Here is a 17,870-nt window from a genome sequence, read left to right as displayed (position 1 = left end):
CAAGAAACAAGGTAAAAGTAAAAGGTAAAAGTGTTTTTGGCGCTCACAGAAGACCTTAGGACTCTTTTAACAATGCACTTGGCTCTTTCTAACTGCAACACTGGTATATCTTTTCACAGTGTAATGCAAAATATTTTTATTACTTTTGAGGCAGCATTACCGCAATATCTATATATACGAAATCCCTCTCACGTTTTCACAATGAAAGAGCTAATTTTCAGTATTTTATAAATTTACAAACAATTTTTCGCGCCAAAAGAGGTGCGAAGATACAAAAACTTATCCACAATAACAAATAAATCATCTCATTTTGAGACTCTTAAAAAACAAGAGAGGCTGCTCAAATATGAGCAACCCCTCCACAACACAAGCTAATCTTATGACTATTTCACAATAACCTTATAAGATTTTATTTTTGATTTGGTTTCTATCTTAATGATATAAACTCCTGTAGGAAGTGAAGATGTATCAATACCGGTATTGGCATTAAACTTATCTGTTTTAATTACCTGTCCCTGTGCTGAGAACAGTGTATACACTCCTTCTTCTGCAGAGGTAATTCTAAGATTTTCTCCAGCTTTTACAGGGTTTGGATATACTTTCACATCATTCGCAGCATCAGTAATTTCCGCGTCTGTGATTTTCGCAGCAGTTTTGGAAGCGGTTTTCAACAATGAAGCATAAGGTGAAAGCGGAGAATCAGGAGAACCTCTTTTCACCAGATCAGTATCTACAACAGCCTGAATACCGTCTTTATCTTTATCATTAATTGTAGAGATAAATCCACCTCCTAATGTATCCAGATTACCTTTTCCGATCTGATAAAGATCAGGATCTGAGCCATTGGAAGTAATATCCAGGAAGTCAGGCTTATCATCCCCATCTGTGTTTTTAACTGCATATTTTAATACTCCTGAGTCAGGTGACGTTTCCAGAATATCTGCGATACCGTTTTTACCTACCGGAACATTAGTATCGATAACTCCGTTGTGATCTGCATCAATCTGATTGATTACTGATGTTGGAATTCCTGATTCAAACAAATCTAAGATACCATCGTTATCAGAATCCAGGTCCAGATAATTCGGAACTGAATCTCCCAATACCGGCGTTAACAGAATATCTCCTTCATTATCATCATCCTGGAATTTTCCATTTTTATCAAAATCTTCCACAGCATCAAGAATACCGTCGTTATCTGAATCCAGATCACAAGCATCCACAATACCATCTCCGTCTGTATCCAATACAGGAGATTTATCATTTACGGCTGTACATCCTTCTGCACAGTCAGGAATTCCGTTTCCGTTGTTATCTATATTATCATCTCCTCCCTGACATTGATCAAAACAGTTTGGAACACCATCGTTATCATCATCTCTGCTCGCAAAAGCATTATAGATATAATAATTCTGAGGAATACGAACTGCTGTTCCGCTGTTGAATGTAATTTTAATGCGGTTAAAAGGCTTTGTAGCTTTTCCTCCAACATAGAATTTATTTGAATTCGTTGTGAAGAAGTTTCCACTGATAAGACTTCCTGAGCTTGTAAAGGTATCTGTCAAGGTATTTCCGTTGTATAATGTCACGGTGATATTTTCCAGAACACTTACTCCAAGAAGATTTCCTGCTTTTTCTACGGTAAACCCAGCCATTGTATTGACAGGAAGCACAGTATTACTGCTCACCGTTGCAAATGCTGAAAAAATACTAAGAAAGGATGCCGCCGGAACAGTAGCCGTTGCATAATTAGATGGATTATTATCCACAATAGCTCCCGGATTGGTCATCTTCGCTAAAATAAGACCAAGGAATCCAGGACCTGATGTCCATGTAGTTCCGTTTACCAAATTTCCGGGAACAGCAGAACCACTTGTCTGAATTTTATCGTCACATTCACAAGCAACAGGCTCTTCAAAAGCATAGTATACTTTTAAAGCTCCTAAATTAAATCCTACGGTCTGGGTAATTTTTAATCGTACTTCATTGAAAGGCTTAGTAGTCGTTAATGTAACTTTTTGCTTTCCTGAACCAAATCCTAATACTTTAATATTAATCAGACCTCCTCCGTCAGACAGTTGTTTTGAATCCTGAAGCTGGCCGTAAAGATAAGTTTCTATTGTAATATTCTTTAAAAACTCAGCACTTAACAGTTTCCCCTGATCATCCGGTTCTATAACAAAACCTGTTCTGTTGCCTGCAGGATACACCTGATTTTTATCAAGAACTCCAACTGAATAAGATCCAAGCAATCCGATCGGAAGAACTATTGATCCATAAGAATTTTTATTCCCATCTCCAATTCTTTCTTTATTCTGAACATAGGAAAGCGGAGCCAAGAAACTGCTGCTTCCGGATACATTTCCGTCAACACCGCTTCCTGCAATAATATCATCACAAATACCATTATTATCTGTAGGTACTTTTGCCGGATCAAATGCAAATGCATAATACACATTCATAGCACTGAATACAGAAAGAACATTGGTTTGGTACAATCTTACTTCATCAAATTCTTTTGAAGTTTTAAAGTGCAGGAATATCCTGTTCTTACTTCCTCCGAATGCAGGAACAGATAAAAGAGTACTGCTGGTAGTAGTTTCTTGAAGAACACCATTTTTATAAGTACTGATCCGCAAAGAACTCAAAAGATCTATGGTAATAAAACTCGTCCCAAGATCTACATTGAATCCGGTAATATATCCCGCAGGATAGGTTGTATTTTTATTCTTTACAGAGATTCCGTTTCCACTTAACAGAGAGGCAAAGTTTCCCATGCTTACGCTGTTATCAAGACTTGCATCTACCACCGGATTCATGCTTCCGTTATAACATGCTAGACAGATCCCTGAATTGTTGACAGGTTTTGCCTCCACTCCCATCCCACGGATCGGTTCATAGCCCTGCTGCGCAAATACTACTGCTGACATCATCAATGTCATAAGCATCGCAGCTAACTTTTCGAATAATTTTCTGGTCATTTTTTATTTTTTAAGGTTTGTGTTTATTTTTTAATTATAAAGCGCTTTCCAGGTAGATCCATTACAGCCTTCATGCGCTTTAATGGTTGTATTATATCGGATTGCGCCTTCTTCAGCAGCTGTACATGATGCACCCGCACCGGAAGCAATTCCCTTCATCTGAACAGCAGCTCCTGTAGATGTAGCCGCGGTAGGAATCATATTAATTCCCAATATTGTGTCTGTTCCGTTGCTTTTATTAAAGAAAACATGTTGTTTGTTGGCATAAACCATCTGTCCTGCAGTGGCCTGACCCGAAAATCCTATTGCAAAAGCTTCTGTACCGCTTGCCGTATTTGCCGAACCAACAGCTACATTGTTTGTTGATGTTGTATTTCCGCTTCCGATAGCAATTCCTCCACTGTTTATGTGATTGTTCCCAATAGTGAGTCCTGTGAGTCCTGTTACCGTATTCAGGTTTCCAAATACTAAATTATTGGCCCCTGTAGCGCTATTACTATTTCCTATTACTTTAGCACCATTATTCGCTGTATTTCCCAATCCAATAGCTACCGCAAGAAAATTACCCTGCGCAGAGACAGAGTTGTCTTTTCCCAATGCAATATTTGAAGAGGTACTGTTGGTAAGAATATTATTAGATCCCCAAGTAAATGAAGCATAAGGACCTGTTGCAGAATTGGAATTTCCCCCTTGCAGAGTTCCATTAGTATCTAATATTCCTTTTACGTTTTTCTGAGTAGCCAAGACCAAATTCTGACCGTCATTTGTACCTAAATAATTCCCACTGCCTATATCTGCTCCTAAAGCTGCCGTTGTTGCTGTTGTGCCGGCATTTCCTACTGTACGCCAGTTCCCACTTATGCTTCCCCATTTGATTCCATCAAAATAATAATACCCTGGTGAAACAACATCAACGGTCTGTCCGGAAGGTGCAGCTTCAACTGAGGTAACATATACTATGGCTCCTGTTTGGGCTATTGTATAGTTTTTAGCTTTTAATTGTACACCTGTAAGCCTTGGCGCAATAACGCCATCAAGTTTACCTGGATTGGAAGGTGATCCTACTATATCAAAGGTTGCCTGAGCCTGTCCTGTGTTAATCCCAACCTGTGCTAATAGTGGTAAACCAACTGATAAAAGAGCGATGGTAAATAATCTGTTTTTCATGTTTAATGATATTTGCTGTTTTTTTTATGTATATGTGTTTTTTTGAAAGGGCAATTCTCGAGCATTCTCATTCAAATAATAAATGAAATAACAGATAGTACTGTAAGAAGGCGCATAAAATTGTTAGAAATATTAGGAGATAAAAGAATGGATTAATTTATCAGGAATTTTAATAATAAACTTAAAGCCATCAACAAGTTTAAAAGAACTGGCATTAAACTTTCGGACTTCTTTAAACGTCAGGAACATATGTTCTTTGCAGATAGAGAACGAATCATAATACCAATTAACCCAAACAGCGACAAATTTTATATCTCTAAGAAGGAAAAACTGAAGATTGCTATTATTAAAAAAAGAAAAATTGTATTGCAGACTATTGCAATAGAATGCAAAAGTTTCATTTTGAGCAGCAGACAATTTGTTTGCAGCTGCCACATCATTTCCTGCTTCAGACAGATAAACTGAAACATCGGCTAAGCATCCCTGCGGATGATTATTTATAGCTGTACAATACCGTAATTGAGCTTTGCTCATTGTATCAGGTATAAACTTAGCATTTAATTTTCCTATAGCCGCCAGAAGCAACAGAAGTGTAATCTTGTGGCCGTAGGAAAGAAAATAATTTCTATCCAATTATGTTGTGTTTTTTCGGTACAAATATAATATTTTTTCAACCAAAACAATACTTTATTAGTAAATAAAATAAACAAATATTAAAATACAAATAAAATATTATGTTAATTTTTATCAAATAAACAATCATATTAAAATATAACAAAGAAAGAACCAATAATATTCAAATACCATTATAAAATAACACACACATTTATAAAGACTTACATACAAAAAAAAGCCCGGGCAAATGCCCGGGCTTCTATATTTATAATAAAATTGAAATTATTTCAATTCTACTTCAGCACCAGCTTCTTCTAATTGCTTCTTAAGAGCCTCAGCTTCGTCTTTAGAGATACCAGTTTTGATTGGAGCAGGAGCACCATCTACGATATCTTTAGCTTCTTTAAGACCAGCACCAGTTAAATCTTTTACTAATTTAACGATAGCTAATTTAGAAGCACCTGCAGACTTAAGAATTACGTCGAATTCAGTTTTTTCTTCAGCAGCTTCTCCACCACCTGCAGCAACAACTACAGCAGCAGCAGCTGGCTCAATTCCGTACTCATCCTTAAGGATAGTTGCTAATTCGTTTACGTCTTTTACTGTTAAGTTTACTAGCGTTTCAGCTAAATTTTTTAAATCTGACATTGTTGTAATGTTTTTGTTGATTATTTATTTAATTTTTTGAGTGTAATTATTCAGCACTTGTTTCTTCAGTGCTTTCTGCAGCAGCTTCCGGAGCTTCAGCAGGAGTTTCTTCTACAGCAGGAGCAGCAGCTTCTTCAGCTTTAGCTTCTACAGTTTCAGGTTTGTTTTGAAGAGCAGAAACAACTCTTTGAATTGGAGATTGAAGTAATCCGATGATTTCTCCGATCATTTCTTCTCTAGACTTGATGTTAGCAAGTGCAGATAAGTTTTCGTCTCCAACGTAGAAAGTTTCCTGAACAAAAGCAGACTTTAAAGCTGGCTTTTCTTCTTTCTTTCTGAACCCTTGGATTAATTTAGCTGGACCGTTTGCAGTCTCAGAAATCATTAATGCAGAGTTTCCTTTAAAAGTCTGGAACATTTCAGAGTAATCTACTCCTTCAATCTGCTCCATTGCTTTTTGTAAAAGTGTATTTTTTACAACTTTCACTTTGATATTTTGTTTGAAAGCCTGTCTTCTGAATTCTGAAGACTTCGCAGCGTTCAAACCGTCTAGATCTGCTACGTATACTACTTTTGCATCCTGAAGCAAGTCTTTGATCTCTTGTATTGCTACAACTTTTTGGTCTTTTGTCATTGTCTTAAGGATTTATATTAGTTAACAGATTTAGTATCGATTGCAATACCAGGGCTCATTGTAGAAGACAAATAAATGCTTTTTACATAAGTTCCTTTAGCAGCAGTTGGCTTCATTTTGATCAATGTAGAGATCAATTCCTGCGCATTTTCTTTGATCTTAGCAGCATCGAAAGATACTTTACCAATACCAGCGTGGATGATACCATACTTGTCTACTTTGAAATCAATTTTACCTGCTTTCACTTCAGTTACTGCTTTACCAATTTCCATTGTTACAGTTCCTGATTTAGGGTTTGGCATTAAACCTCTTGGACCTAATACTCTACCTAATGGACCTAATTTACCCATTACAGCTGGCATAGTAACGATAACGTCAACATCTGTCCAACCTTCTTTGATTTTTTGTAAATATTCGTCAAGACCTACATAGTCAGCACCAGCAGCTTTAGCTTCTGCTTCTTTATCTGGAGTTACAAGAGCTAATACTTTAACATCTTTACCAGTACCGTGAGGAAGAGATACAACACCTCTTACCATTTGGTTTGCTTTTCTTGGGTCTACACCTAATCTTACAGCGATATCTACAGAAGCATCAAACTTTGTAGTGTTCACCTCCTTTACAAGAGCTGAACCTTCTTCAAGGTTATAGATTCTTCCTTTTTCTACTTTGCTTAAAGCTTCCTTTTGCTTTTTAGTTAATTTTGCCATTTCTTTAAGTTTTAAGCGTTAGTTGGTTTAGTTCCTGTTACTCTTAATCCCATAGATCTAGCAGTACCTGCAACCATAGAAAGTGCAGAATCTGTTGTAAAACAGTTAAGATCCGCCATTTTATCTTCAGCGATTTTCTTTACTTGTTCCCAAGTTACAGAACCTACTTTGTTTCTGTTTGGTTCACCAGAACCTCCCTTGATTTTAGCTGCATCCATTAACTGGATTGCTGCAGGTGGAGTTTTAATAACGAATTCAAAAGATTTGTCTTCGTATACTGTAATTACTACAGGTAAAACTTGCCCTGGCTTATCTTGGGTTCTTCCGTTAAATTGCTTACAAAACTCCATGATGTTCACACCTGCAGAACCCAATGCTGGACCTACTGGTGGAGAAGGGTTAGCTGCGCCACCTTTCACCTGAAGCTTTACCATTTTAAAGACTTTCTTAGCCATTGTTTGTTTTTTAAATTTGAATAATTAATGAGTTTGGAAGCATTTATTATTCAGCAGGTTATGCACTCACATAACAATAAACCTACTTTTTGGACTGCAAAAGTATAAAATATTTTTGAATTAGCAAACGGAAATTGCTGATTTTTAAAAAGTTTAAGAAAAAAAAATCATAAAGCCCTGCAATATATTTTGAATGCTATCATGAGAAACAAAAACGGCTATTTACATTAAATAGCCGTTTTCTATATTTTTAAAGGAAAAGATTTATTAAAAACCTGCTGGTTTATTAATCGTCTGGGTAGAGCCGTCATTTCCTCCAAGATCAGCATTGATATCGCTGATATTTTGTTTTTCAATCAGTCTTCTATAGGCCATCAGATAAAGATCAACCGTAAAGTTGTTATAAGTTCTTGATGGAGTGGCTGAACTCACTGCCAGAATCCTGCTGTCAGTAAATCTTGCTCTAATATGCCACGTACCGTTACTTTTGAAAGCAACAACATCCGGTGATCCCTGTTTGTTATCATTCACACCATTGTCTCCATAATCAAGCATTACATTGGTAGTACCATCATTCAGTTTAAATGAATAGTTATGAAGTATAACCAAAAAATTGTTTGCATCAATTTTGGTATCATAATCTGCGATTCCTGTTCCGGATACTCCTGTAAGAGTAAGTTTAAGATAATTGAACAATCCACTACTCTCCAAAGCCGGATCGTACAGTTGCAAACCATTTTGTGAAGTTGCTAAAAAGCTACCTCCCGTCATGGTAGGTTCTCCCGGATTTCTTAAATATAGAGAGTTTGTATAAGTCTTTCCGTTAACATCAAGTGTTTCCGTAGGTTTTGCTGTGTTTATTCCTACTTTTCCTTGCTGGGCATTAAAAAAAATCCCAAGGCACATGATTATTGTGATATAAATTTTTCTTTTCATATTTTTTTATTGAAGCCCTAGAGGCGTATTGGTTGAAACTCCTGAATAAGCAGGCGAAGCTGATGCTGAAACAGAACCGTTGAAAGTTCCCCAGTCTTTAACCAGTGACTTTTCAAAAACATTCAGAGTAAGAGCCCAGGTTCCGTTTTGGGCTGAAACAGTTCCAGCGCCTTTAAAAGCTAAATTGACTGCATGGTAATTTTTACCCCCACTTACGACCTGAGTAACTTCAGTAGAATAAGATCCAAATGATTTGGGGTTGGTTGTCGTATTAGCTGCCGACACCGCTCCTGTAAAAACAGCACCTGTAATGGCCACAACATATTTACTTACATCTAATCCTGTATTGAGATTCACAACTTCATCCTGTCTCACATTCTTCAATACAATATTATACATATTTACAGGGGCTACATTACGGAGCGATATGTCCAACAACTTTACTTTACCTACCGGTGATGTATCTTTTGAACGGGTAAGAAGAAGATAGTTTCCGCTTGCCTTCGTATTTTCAGTATCTATTAAATAGGACTCTACCAGTGTTTCTCCTTCTACATCGAGAGTTCCCTTAGGTGTATTAGTATTAATTCCTACTTGAGCATGCATGCTTAAAGCAGCAAACCCCATAAAGAGTATCGCAATAATTTTTTTCATAGTGTGTCTTATTGAATTAATGGAGCTGCAGCAGCACCTGTAGTTGAAGCATTAAGGCTTTGCGTTGAGTTGAAATCTTTGGCATATGATCTGTCAAATACCAGCAAATTCAGTGTCCAGATTCCTGTAGGGAAAGAGTTATCAGGAGCGAATCCTTGATAATCTGCCTTAAGTTTCCATGTTCCTCCTGAAGAATAAGCAAAGATCTGAGGCATTGGTGTCACCCAGTCTGCTGTAAAAGTTCTTGTAGGCTGCGTAAATCCAAAAGAAGAAATTACCACCAAAAATTTACTGGAATTAATCTTTGTGTCAAATTGATTTACCCAATCCTTATCTGAAGGATCACAGGTAATTTTAAATTGAATAAGATTAATTGGTGCCGGAGAATTGGGTACAAAGGAATCGTTGTACGCCGTAATTTTGTTTTCCGGAGCTGGAGATTTGATAATGAAAGTGTAATTCTCATCCGCTTTCAATTTCTCCATAGGCTGTTTGAAAACAACTCCTGATGTCTTCATTGTACCGTTTACGGTAAGTTCTTTTTCAGGATTCGCAGTGTTGATACCAACCTGCGCACTCGCGAGTACGGACGTACCCACCAGAATGACCATCGAAATAATTTTTGTCATTGGATTATGTGTTTATATAAGGCTTGTGTTTTGAATAGCTAATCCAAATTTTACATTTTTTAATTAAAAACATACAATAGACATACGCCTGTAAACAGTGTATGAAATAAAAAATATAAATTTTGGGATTAATTACCATATTGTTGCAAGAAGCATGCCATCTGAAAGTAAATCAAGCATAGGAGAAGAAATCTGATCTGCAAAAACAACTTTATTCCCAATAAAGTGATAACTGAATTAAAGCAAAGATCTTTATAGGAATAAACAAAAGCAGTTGAGAATATAAAAATTCAGAAAAGCAATTGTAAAGAAAATTAAAAAAATATAATTCGCGATAGGGTAAACCTCACCTGTTATAAACAACAATGTAAAGCGAGTATAAAAAACAAAAAAGACCGCTTAATAGCAGTCTTTTTTTATATTTTATAAGTAATTATTATACTTTTTCTACTTGCATGTAGCTTAGTTCCATTGGAGTTTTTCTACCGAAGATCAATACAGAAACTTCAATTTTCTTTTTGTCTTCAAGAATCTTCTCAACTGTACCATTGAATCCGTTGAAAGGTCCATCGATTACTTTAACGTTTTCACCTACTACATAAGGAATTTCAACATCGCTTGCAAATTCTGAAAGTTCATCCATTCTTCCAAGCATTCTGTTAACCTCTGATTTTCTCATTGGAACAGGATCTCCTCCTTTAGTTAAACTTAGGAAAGAAATAACTCCAGGAATATTCTTGATAACGTGAGGAATTTCTCCCATCAGGTCAGCTTCAATCATCAAGTATCCAGGGTAGTAAGGTCTCTCTTTAGGAACTTTTTTTCCGTTTCTAATTTGAATTACCTTTTCCATAGGAATAACCACTTGAGTAACGTACTGATCAAACCCTAGACGTTTGATTTCTGTCTCAATATAGTTTTTCACTTTATTTTCCTGTCCGCTGATTGCTTTCAGCACATACCATTTCAATTCGCTCATTATGGGAAAATACTTTTAATTAATTGAACAAGTTGATTAGCATTCCAATGATGTTGCTGATTGATTTAGAAAACAATTCATCAACTCCAAAAGTAAATAGAGCCAGAATCACTGTCGCAATAGTCACTACAATAGTAGATGACTGAAGGTCAGCCCACTTTGGCCATTCAACTTTATGCCTGAATTCGTTATAAGAACCTTTTAAAAAATCGACAAATGAACTCATAATTTATATTTGCACGGGCACAAGGATTCGAACCCTGATCAACGGTTTTGGAGACCGGTATCCTACCATTGGACGATGCCCGTAGATAAAAAGCTTCCGAGAGTTTCCTTTCGGAAGCTTTATTTATTTTAAGATAATTAGTCTAGGATTTCAGTAACCTGACCTGAACCAACTGTTCTACCTCCTTCTCTGATCGCAAATCTAAGACCTACGTTAAGAGCGATTGGTTGTAACAATTCTACAGTGATCTCTAAGTTATCACCAGGCATTACCATTTCTACACCTTCTGGTAAGAAGATCTCACCTGTAACGTCAGTAGTTCTTACATAGAACTGAGGACGGTACTTGTTGTGGAATGGAGTGTGACGTCCACCTTCTTCTTTAGAAAGGATATAAACAGAAGCCTTGAATTTTTTGTGTGGCTTAACTGAATCTTTCTTAGCGATAACCATACCTCTCTTGATGTCAGTTTTTTCAATACCTCTCAACAATAGACCTACGTTATCTCCAGCTTCACCTCTATCTAGGATCTTTCTGAACATCTCAACTCCTGTAATAGTAGAAGTTAATTTTTCGTCTCCCATACCTACGATATCAACTGGATCACCAGTGTTGATAACACCAGCCTCAATTCTACCAGTTGCTACAGTACCTCTACCTGTAATAGAGAATACGTCTTCGATTGGCATCAAGAATGGCTTTTCAGTATCTCTTGGTGGTTGCTCGATCCAAGTATCAACAGCATCCATCAATTCTTCAACGCTCTTGAACCACTTATCTTCTGTGTTAGCAGGAGATGCAGTAGCTGCAGTAAGAGCTCCTAATGCAGAACCTTGAATTACTGGAGAGTTGTCTCCGTCAAATTCGTAAGTAGATAATAAGTCTCTAAGCTCCATTTCAACAAGCTCTAATAACTCTGGATCATCTACCATGTCAACTTTGTTCATGAAAACAACGATTCTAGGTACGTTTACCTGACGGCAAAGTAGGATATGTTCTCTAGTCTGAGGCATTGGACCGTCAGTTGCAGCACATACTACGATAGCTCCATCCATTTGAGCAGCACCAGTTACCATGTTCTTAACATAGTCGGCGTGACCTGGACAGTCAACGTGAGCATAGTGTCTTTTTTCAGTTTCGTATTCGATGTGAGCAGTATTGATAGTAATACCTCTTTCTTTTTCTTCTGGAGCAGAGTCAATTGCAGAGAAGTCTTTTTTCTCAGCAAGACCTTTGCTAGCTAATACAGCAGAAATAGCAGCTGTAAGAGTAGTTTTACCATGGTCAACGTGACCAATAGTACCAATGTTCAAGTGTGGTTTGTTACGATTAAACGTTTCCTTTGCCATGATTTAAAATTATTTATTTATTGTTTTTCAAATTTTCGGTGTGCAAATATAATGAATTTTTAAATACCAAAAACTTTTTATTAAAAAAACTTTCAATATTCTCTTCCAATGAAGGACAAACCTTATATTTCAACGTATTGAGACTGCAAATTTACATATTTTTCCTGATTGAAAAAAACTTTCTGAAACCTTTTATGAAAAAGCCTGAAATACAGAATATTCCAGGCTTCACTAATATATAAATGAAAGAAAAATCACATATGGCTGAGCTTTTTTGTCCGGTTGAATATCCAGAAAATAATTGGGAAAATAAGCAGTGTAAGCACGGTAGCTGTAATAAGCCCTCCAATAATGACAATCGCCAGAGGTTTTTGAGATTCTGACCCGATTCCTGTAGACAATGCTGCCGGCATCAATCCGATAGAGGCCATAAGCGCTGTCATAATTACAGGTCTGGTTCTGGATTTCACCCCATTTAATATGGCAGAATCTATATCAAGACCATCTTTCACGTTCTGATGAAATTCTGTGATAAGAATTACCCCGTTCTGAATACAAATTCCCAGAAGAGCAATCATACCTACTCCGGCTGAGATTCCAAAATTGATTCCGGTAACGTGTAAAGCGATAATTCCTCCTATTAAAGCAAATGGTACATTCGCCAATACCAGAAGAGAGTCTTTTATATTTCCAAATAAGATAAACAACAGAAAGAAAATCATCAGAATACTCACGGGAACTACCTGTGTCAATCTGTGAGAGGCCCGCTGCTGGTTTTCAAACTGACCTGTCCATCCTACAGAATAACCATCCGGAAGCTCAATAGTTTCAACTTTTTTCTGAGCATCAGCAATAGTGCTTCCCAAATCTCTGTCACGGATGGAGAATTTAACACCAATATATCGTTTGATATTGTCCCGGTAAATAAATGCAGCTCCGTTATCTTTAACAATGGTACTTATTTCTTTTAAAGGGATTTTTGCTCCATCCTGTGTAGGAACCATCAAAGCCGCAATATCATTCTCATTGGTTCTGTATTCCTGTGAATAACGCAGACGGATCGGGAATTTTCTTTCACCGTCAAACATTTCTGAAGCGGTTTTTCCACCAAAAGCCATTTCCAATACAGCCTGTGCATCTGCAGGCATTACGCCGTAAGCCGCCATTTTATCCCTGTCCAATACAACACTTACTTCCGGCTGGCCGATATTTTTAATAATTCCAGGGTCTTTTACCCCTTCTACATCTTTAACTTTTAATAAAACTTCATTGGCTATTTTATCCAGAGTTTCCAGGTTATCACCATAGATTTTGATTCCGTTTTCTGCTTTAAAACCGGCTACTGCTTCCGCTACATTATCTGAAATCGGCTGGGAATAATTGAAAGTAATTCCCTGATAGCTTCTGAGCTTTTTATCAATTTCATTAATCAACTCATCATAGGTGATCTTACGCTTCCATTCTTCTCTTGGCTTAAGGTTGACCGCAAACTGTACGAATCCAAATCCATTAGGGTCCGTCCCATCATTACTTCTCCCCGTCTGTGCCAGAACATCTGTGACTTCTGAGAAGCTCATAATATCTTTCTTTAAAAGGTCTGCTGTTTTCAGAGATTCTTTTAATGAGGAACTCAACGGCATTTCGGCAGTGATCCAAAGTGAACCTTCATTCAGTTGAGGCAGAAATTCTGTTCCCAAAAATTTACCGGAAAATAAAGTAACTGCCAGGAAAGAGATAGCAACGATCATACTCGTCTTTTTATGCTTAAATGTTAAATTAAAGCCTTTTAAAACAATTCTGTCCCAAAAATTAACAAATGGGTTATTTTTTTCTCTTACATTTTTATTTAAAAGGATATGGGAAAGAACAGGAACCAGGGTTAATGTAAATATCAAAGCTCCAATTAATGCAAATCCCAGGGTAAAAGCCAAAGGAGAGAACATCTTTCCTTCTACTTTCTGAAATGAGAAAATAGGAATCAGAGAAGTAATGATAATTAATTTTGAAAAGAAGATCGCTTTTCCTAATCCGGTTCCGGTCTGTTTGATCCAGCCTCCTTTTGCCAATTTATTAAACTTCTCCATTCCGTACCGTTTCGCTTTATGATCAAGCATTACAAAGAGTCCTTCTACCATGACGACGGCTCCGTCTATGATGATCCCGAAGTCTACCGCTCCTAATGAAAGCAGATTGGCACTCATTCCGGCCAGCTTTAAACATAAAAATGCAAAGAGTAAGGATAGCGGAATGATGATGGAAACAATCAGTGTTGTCCTCCAGTCGGCCATAAAAATTAAAACAATTACCGTTACCAGTACAATTCCTTCAATAAGGTTGTGCATTACGGTATGCGTTGTAAAATCCATCAGATTGTCACGATCGTAGAAAGTAACCATTTTGACATCTTTTGGGAGTATCTTTTCGTTAAGCTCTTTAATTTTAGCCTTCACTCCTACCAAAACCTCCCGTGGGTTTTCTCCTTTTCTCATGACAACAATTCCTTCCACCGTATCGTCATGATGATTCAGGGCAGCCTGTCCTACCCTGGGCATGGAACTTTCATGAACTTCTGCCACATTTTTTACCAGAACAGGGTTTCCACTGTCATTCTGAATGGTAATATTTCCGATATCGGCCACTGATTTCACCAAACCAATTCCTCTTACTACATAGGCCTGCCCGTTTTTTTCAATAACATCACCTCCTACATTAAGATTACTTTTAGTGACAGCATCATATACCTGAAGCGGAGTCAGATTGTATTTATCCAATGCTCTTGGATCTATACTCAGTTCAAAAACTTTATCCTGCCCTCCAAAAACATTGATATCAGCAACACCCGGCACTCCTCTTAAGGCACGATCTATCACCCAGTTTTGCAGAGTAAGCAACGCTCTCGAATCTTTTGTTTTACTTTCCAGTGTATATCTGAAAATCTCACCGGTTGGCCCGTAGGGTGGCTGTACTTCAGGATCTACCTCATCAGGAAGGCTAATGGTTCTTAATTGGTTGTTGACCTGATTTCTGGCAAAAGTATCGTCCACTCCATCGTCAAACAGAATTTTAACAATGGAAAGACCAAACATGGTGGTACTTCTCACACTTGTTTTTTTCTGAACCGGGCTCATCGTCAATTCGATGGGGGTTGTGACAAAACGTTCTACTTCTTCTGCACTGCGCCCATTCCATTGGGTAATGATGACAATCTGGGTATTGGTTACATCCGGAAAAGCTTCAATAGGCATATTTTTGAAACTTATAAAACCGGAGATGGCTAAAATCGCTACCCAGATAAAGGTAAATGCTTTATTTTTTAGTGAAAAAGCGATTATATTTTTTATGAATTTATTCATGATAGATAAATTGATGACCTAAAAAAGCCGTTAAAGAAAAATATCAATATTCTTAATGGTTTAAGTAAGGCTAGCTGTTCAGGGAGCGGTATATCAGCAGCTGGTTGTTGGTAATCACTTCTTCTCCTTCTTTCAGACCATCTGCAATATAAGTGACATCACCTACCTGCTTTAATACTTTAATTTCTCTGACCTTCACATCTGTTCTGGATTTAAAAATCACTACAAAACTTTTGTTATCATCAAAAATCACTGCTTTGGATGGAACAGTCAGCATCGTATTGCTTTCAAGGCTGGAAACTTTTATAGTTGCCTTACTGTCCGGAATGAGGAGTCCATTAGCATTATCCAATACCACTCTTGCCTGCATGGCATTGGTTTGCGGATCAATAATTTTGAATATTTTATCAATTTTCCCGTCAAAAACTTTATCCGGGTAAGACAGAGTGGACACCTGGGCTTTCATTCCCAGACTGATTTTATCTATATCCGATTCGTTGACATTCATAATGGCCCAAACGTTGGTAGTATTGGCAACATCAAAGATATTATCACTTCTGTCGCTTCTCAGCTGCATATCTTTATTGATACTTTTCTGAACAATATAACCGTTGATGGGTGCTACAACACTGTATATATTTCCGGTTTTCACATTATAAACCGTACTTACTGCCGCTGCTCTCTGCAACTGGTCTTCTGCTTTTTGTAACTGGCTTTTAGCTTCCAGGACATCTCTTTCTGTGTTTAGCTTTCCTTCGTACAGCTCCTTTGCAACACGAAGATTATTTTTCGCCACTACCAGGTCTGTTTTTGCATCGCTTACATCTTTTTGAATTTCTGCAAGCTCGGTACTCCTGATTGTTGCCAGTACCTGTCCTTTTTTCACATAGTCACCCAGCTCTACATTTACACTCATCACGTTTCCTCCTACCAACGGGTAAACATCTATATAACTATTTTTATCGGCAGAGATCTTTCCGTAAAAGCTGTATTCATCTTCTATATTCTTTTTTTCAACCTTGGCCAGGGAAACAGAATTCAGCATTGTGTTGCTCAACTCAAATCCTTTTTTGACGTGATTGGTTTTCTCTTCCTCTTTTTTTGAACAGGCCAATAGTGAAAGGGCCATCAATACGGGGATAATATATGTTTTCATGATTAATAGAAGATTTTCGTTTGTACTAATTGATTGAGCTGTTCCGCTGACTGCATGATCTCATTTTTCATATCATAGATCTGCAGTGCTGTTTCCCTGTAGCTATCCATAAAGTCTGTGAATTCAATCAGGTTGACATTTCCTTTTCTGAAATTATTCAGCATTCCATTGTATACAAGATCCATATTCTGCAGATCTGTAGTTTTGATGTCCGAAAGCTGGTCATACTGAGCTTTCCAGGTTTTATAAGCAGACTGAACTTTTGTCTCCAGGGTCAGTTTCTGAAAGTCAGCATTTTTCTGATTCTGCTGAATAGCATAGTTTGCTTTTACCACATTCCCCTGATTCGCTTTCCATAAGGGCAAAGGAATTCCTAAGGTAAGGTTCGCTTCATTATTGAAAGTTCCGCCTGCCTGATCCCATGCAGCACCTACGGTCACATCCGGAACATTTAAGGATTTCTGCCATTGTGCATATAACTTGCTGTTATCAATGAGTTTCAGATTGTATTGGTAATCTGCATTATTTTCCAGCGCTTTACTTTTCAGTTCTTCTTCATTTCCGAAAGGCTGCGCAGCCAGAGATTCTTTAGCTTCAGCTTCAGACATCGTTGGCTCTATTTCTTCCGAAACACCTGTTAAAACTTTCAGATTCTGTTCAAAATCCAGAATATTTTTATTGATCTCCAGTTTATCATGATTCAGCTGGATCACAATACTCTGTAACCTGACAGCATCTTTAAGGGAAACATTTCCTTTTGCGGACTGTACACGATAAGCGTTTAAAAGATCATTCATATACCCTAACTGCTTATTGGTGTTCTCCAGTTTTAGTTTTTCGTAATAAAGGTTGAAATAGGCGGAACGAAGCTGAGATCTTAAATCTGCCAACAGTTGGGAAAGCTGAAGTTGGGCGAGTTCTTTATTGGATCTGGCAAAAGCAATTTCATTTTTCTTTTTACCACCCATATAGATCAATTGTGTAATTCCTGCTCCTTTTGAGCGTCCTACATCAAAAATCTTCTTATCCTGAGGATTGTAAGCATTGACCTGCCCGCTTAATTGTGGCAATTCCCAGATTTTAGCCTGCAGAATATCTGCATCAGCCATATTGATGTTGTATTGTTCGGCGAGCAGCTGGAGGTTGTTCTTCTGAAAGGCTTCTTCGCAATCCAAAAGAGACATCTGCTGTTGTGCTGCCATGAATGAGGAAACGGCGAGACACAGCACTGCAATTCTGTTCATTGTTTTTTCTTTTTAAATTACAAAATTGCTCTGATGCTATTAAAAGAAACTTAAATGGTGCTTAAAAAAATATTAAAATCTCCTTCTACAGGACGTTTCAAAGAAAGAAAACAGCAGCTGAACAGGTATTTTAT

General features: G+C 37.4%; 16 protein-coding genes and 1 tRNA gene. All 17 read right to left on the bottom strand.

Annotated elements, in window-relative coordinates; genetic code table 11:
* Positions 1 to 383 precede the first annotated feature (383 nt).
* Complete coding sequence (locus tag ACPF63_RS00465; RefSeq protein ID WP_180564635.1) at positions 384 to 2,981, bottom strand: T9SS type A sorting domain-containing protein; 2,598 nt, start codon at positions 2,979 to 2,981, stop codon at positions 384 to 386.
* 30 nt (positions 2,982 to 3,011) lie between these two features.
* On the bottom strand, positions 3,012 to 4,148 hold the full coding sequence (locus ACPF63_RS00460) for a hypothetical protein (protein ID WP_426481613.1): 1,137 nt from the start codon (positions 4,146 to 4,148) through the stop codon (positions 3,012 to 3,014).
* A gap of 132 nt (positions 4,149 to 4,280) precedes the next feature.
* On the bottom strand, positions 4,281 to 4,781 hold the full coding sequence (locus ACPF63_RS00455) for a hypothetical protein (RefSeq protein ID WP_426481612.1): 501 nt from the start codon (positions 4,779 to 4,781) through the stop codon (positions 4,281 to 4,283).
* 264 nt (positions 4,782 to 5,045) lie between these two features.
* Positions 5,046 to 5,411 carry a 50S ribosomal protein L7/L12 gene (gene rplL, locus ACPF63_RS00450; RefSeq protein ID WP_007845452.1) on the bottom strand — a complete coding sequence of 122 codons (366 nt, stop codon included), beginning with the start codon at positions 5,409 to 5,411 and terminating at the stop codon, positions 5,046 to 5,048.
* Between the two features lie 46 nt (positions 5,412 to 5,457).
* The gene (rplJ, locus tag ACPF63_RS00445; RefSeq protein WP_047379247.1) at positions 5,458 to 6,045 is read right to left on the bottom strand and encodes a 50S ribosomal protein L10; all 588 of its coding nucleotides are present in this window, start codon (positions 6,043 to 6,045) and stop codon (positions 5,458 to 5,460) included.
* A 17-nt stretch (positions 6,046 to 6,062) separates the two neighbouring features.
* A complete protein-coding gene (gene rplA / locus ACPF63_RS00440; protein ID WP_047099699.1) occupies positions 6,063 to 6,755 on the bottom strand; it encodes a 50S ribosomal protein L1 in 693 nt (230 codons plus the stop codon).
* A gap of 11 nt (positions 6,756 to 6,766) precedes the next feature.
* Positions 6,767 to 7,210: a 50S ribosomal protein L11 gene (gene rplK, locus ACPF63_RS00435; protein ID WP_047379251.1), complete on the bottom strand. Its 444-nt coding sequence runs from the start codon at positions 7,208 to 7,210 to the stop codon at positions 6,767 to 6,769.
* A 267-nt stretch (positions 7,211 to 7,477) separates the two neighbouring features.
* The gene (locus tag ACPF63_RS00430; protein WP_077418890.1) at positions 7,478 to 8,146 is read right to left on the bottom strand and encodes a hypothetical protein; all 669 of its coding nucleotides are present in this window, start codon (positions 8,144 to 8,146) and stop codon (positions 7,478 to 7,480) included.
* Between the two features lie 6 nt (positions 8,147 to 8,152).
* Complete coding sequence (locus tag ACPF63_RS00425; RefSeq protein WP_426481611.1) at positions 8,153 to 8,800, bottom strand: hypothetical protein; 648 nt, start codon at positions 8,798 to 8,800, stop codon at positions 8,153 to 8,155.
* Positions 8,801 to 8,808: 8 nt separating this feature from the next.
* The gene (locus ACPF63_RS00420; protein WP_077418888.1) at positions 8,809 to 9,429 is read right to left on the bottom strand and encodes a hypothetical protein; all 621 of its coding nucleotides are present in this window, start codon (positions 9,427 to 9,429) and stop codon (positions 8,809 to 8,811) included.
* A 436-nt stretch (positions 9,430 to 9,865) separates the two neighbouring features.
* Positions 9,866 to 10,408, bottom strand: a complete 543-nt coding sequence (nusG, locus tag ACPF63_RS00415; RefSeq protein WP_047379257.1) for a transcription termination/antitermination protein NusG — start codon at positions 10,406 to 10,408, stop codon at positions 9,866 to 9,868.
* Positions 10,409 to 10,427: 19 nt separating this feature from the next.
* On the bottom strand, positions 10,428 to 10,634 hold the full coding sequence (gene secE / locus ACPF63_RS00410) for a preprotein translocase subunit SecE (RefSeq protein WP_045501119.1): 207 nt from the start codon (positions 10,632 to 10,634) through the stop codon (positions 10,428 to 10,430).
* Positions 10,635 to 10,646: 12 nt separating this feature from the next.
* Positions 10,647 to 10,717, bottom strand: a tRNA-Trp gene (locus ACPF63_RS00405).
* Between the two features lie 54 nt (positions 10,718 to 10,771).
* Entirely contained in the window at positions 10,772 to 11,983 is a 1,212-nt protein-coding gene (gene tuf, locus ACPF63_RS00400) for an elongation factor Tu (RefSeq protein WP_034687396.1), read from the bottom strand.
* A gap of 254 nt (positions 11,984 to 12,237) precedes the next feature.
* Complete coding sequence (locus tag ACPF63_RS00395; RefSeq protein ID WP_426481610.1) at positions 12,238 to 15,336, bottom strand: efflux RND transporter permease subunit; 3,099 nt, start codon at positions 15,334 to 15,336, stop codon at positions 12,238 to 12,240.
* A 70-nt stretch (positions 15,337 to 15,406) separates the two neighbouring features.
* Complete coding sequence (locus tag ACPF63_RS00390; RefSeq protein WP_426481609.1) at positions 15,407 to 16,492, bottom strand: efflux RND transporter periplasmic adaptor subunit; 1,086 nt, start codon at positions 16,490 to 16,492, stop codon at positions 15,407 to 15,409.
* 2 nt (positions 16,493 to 16,494) lie between these two features.
* Positions 16,495 to 17,736 (bottom strand): TolC family protein, encoded by a 1,242-nt coding sequence (locus ACPF63_RS00385; RefSeq protein WP_426481608.1) that lies wholly within the window; start codon positions 17,734 to 17,736, stop codon positions 16,495 to 16,497.
* Between the last annotated feature and the right edge of the window lie 134 nt (positions 17,737 to 17,870).

The organism is Chryseobacterium sp. R2ACT005 (genome assembly GCF_049949215.1).
Classification (GTDB): Bacteria; Bacteroidota; Bacteroidia; order Flavobacteriales; family Weeksellaceae; genus Chryseobacterium.
This window is presented reverse-complemented; position numbering and strand designations above follow the sequence as displayed.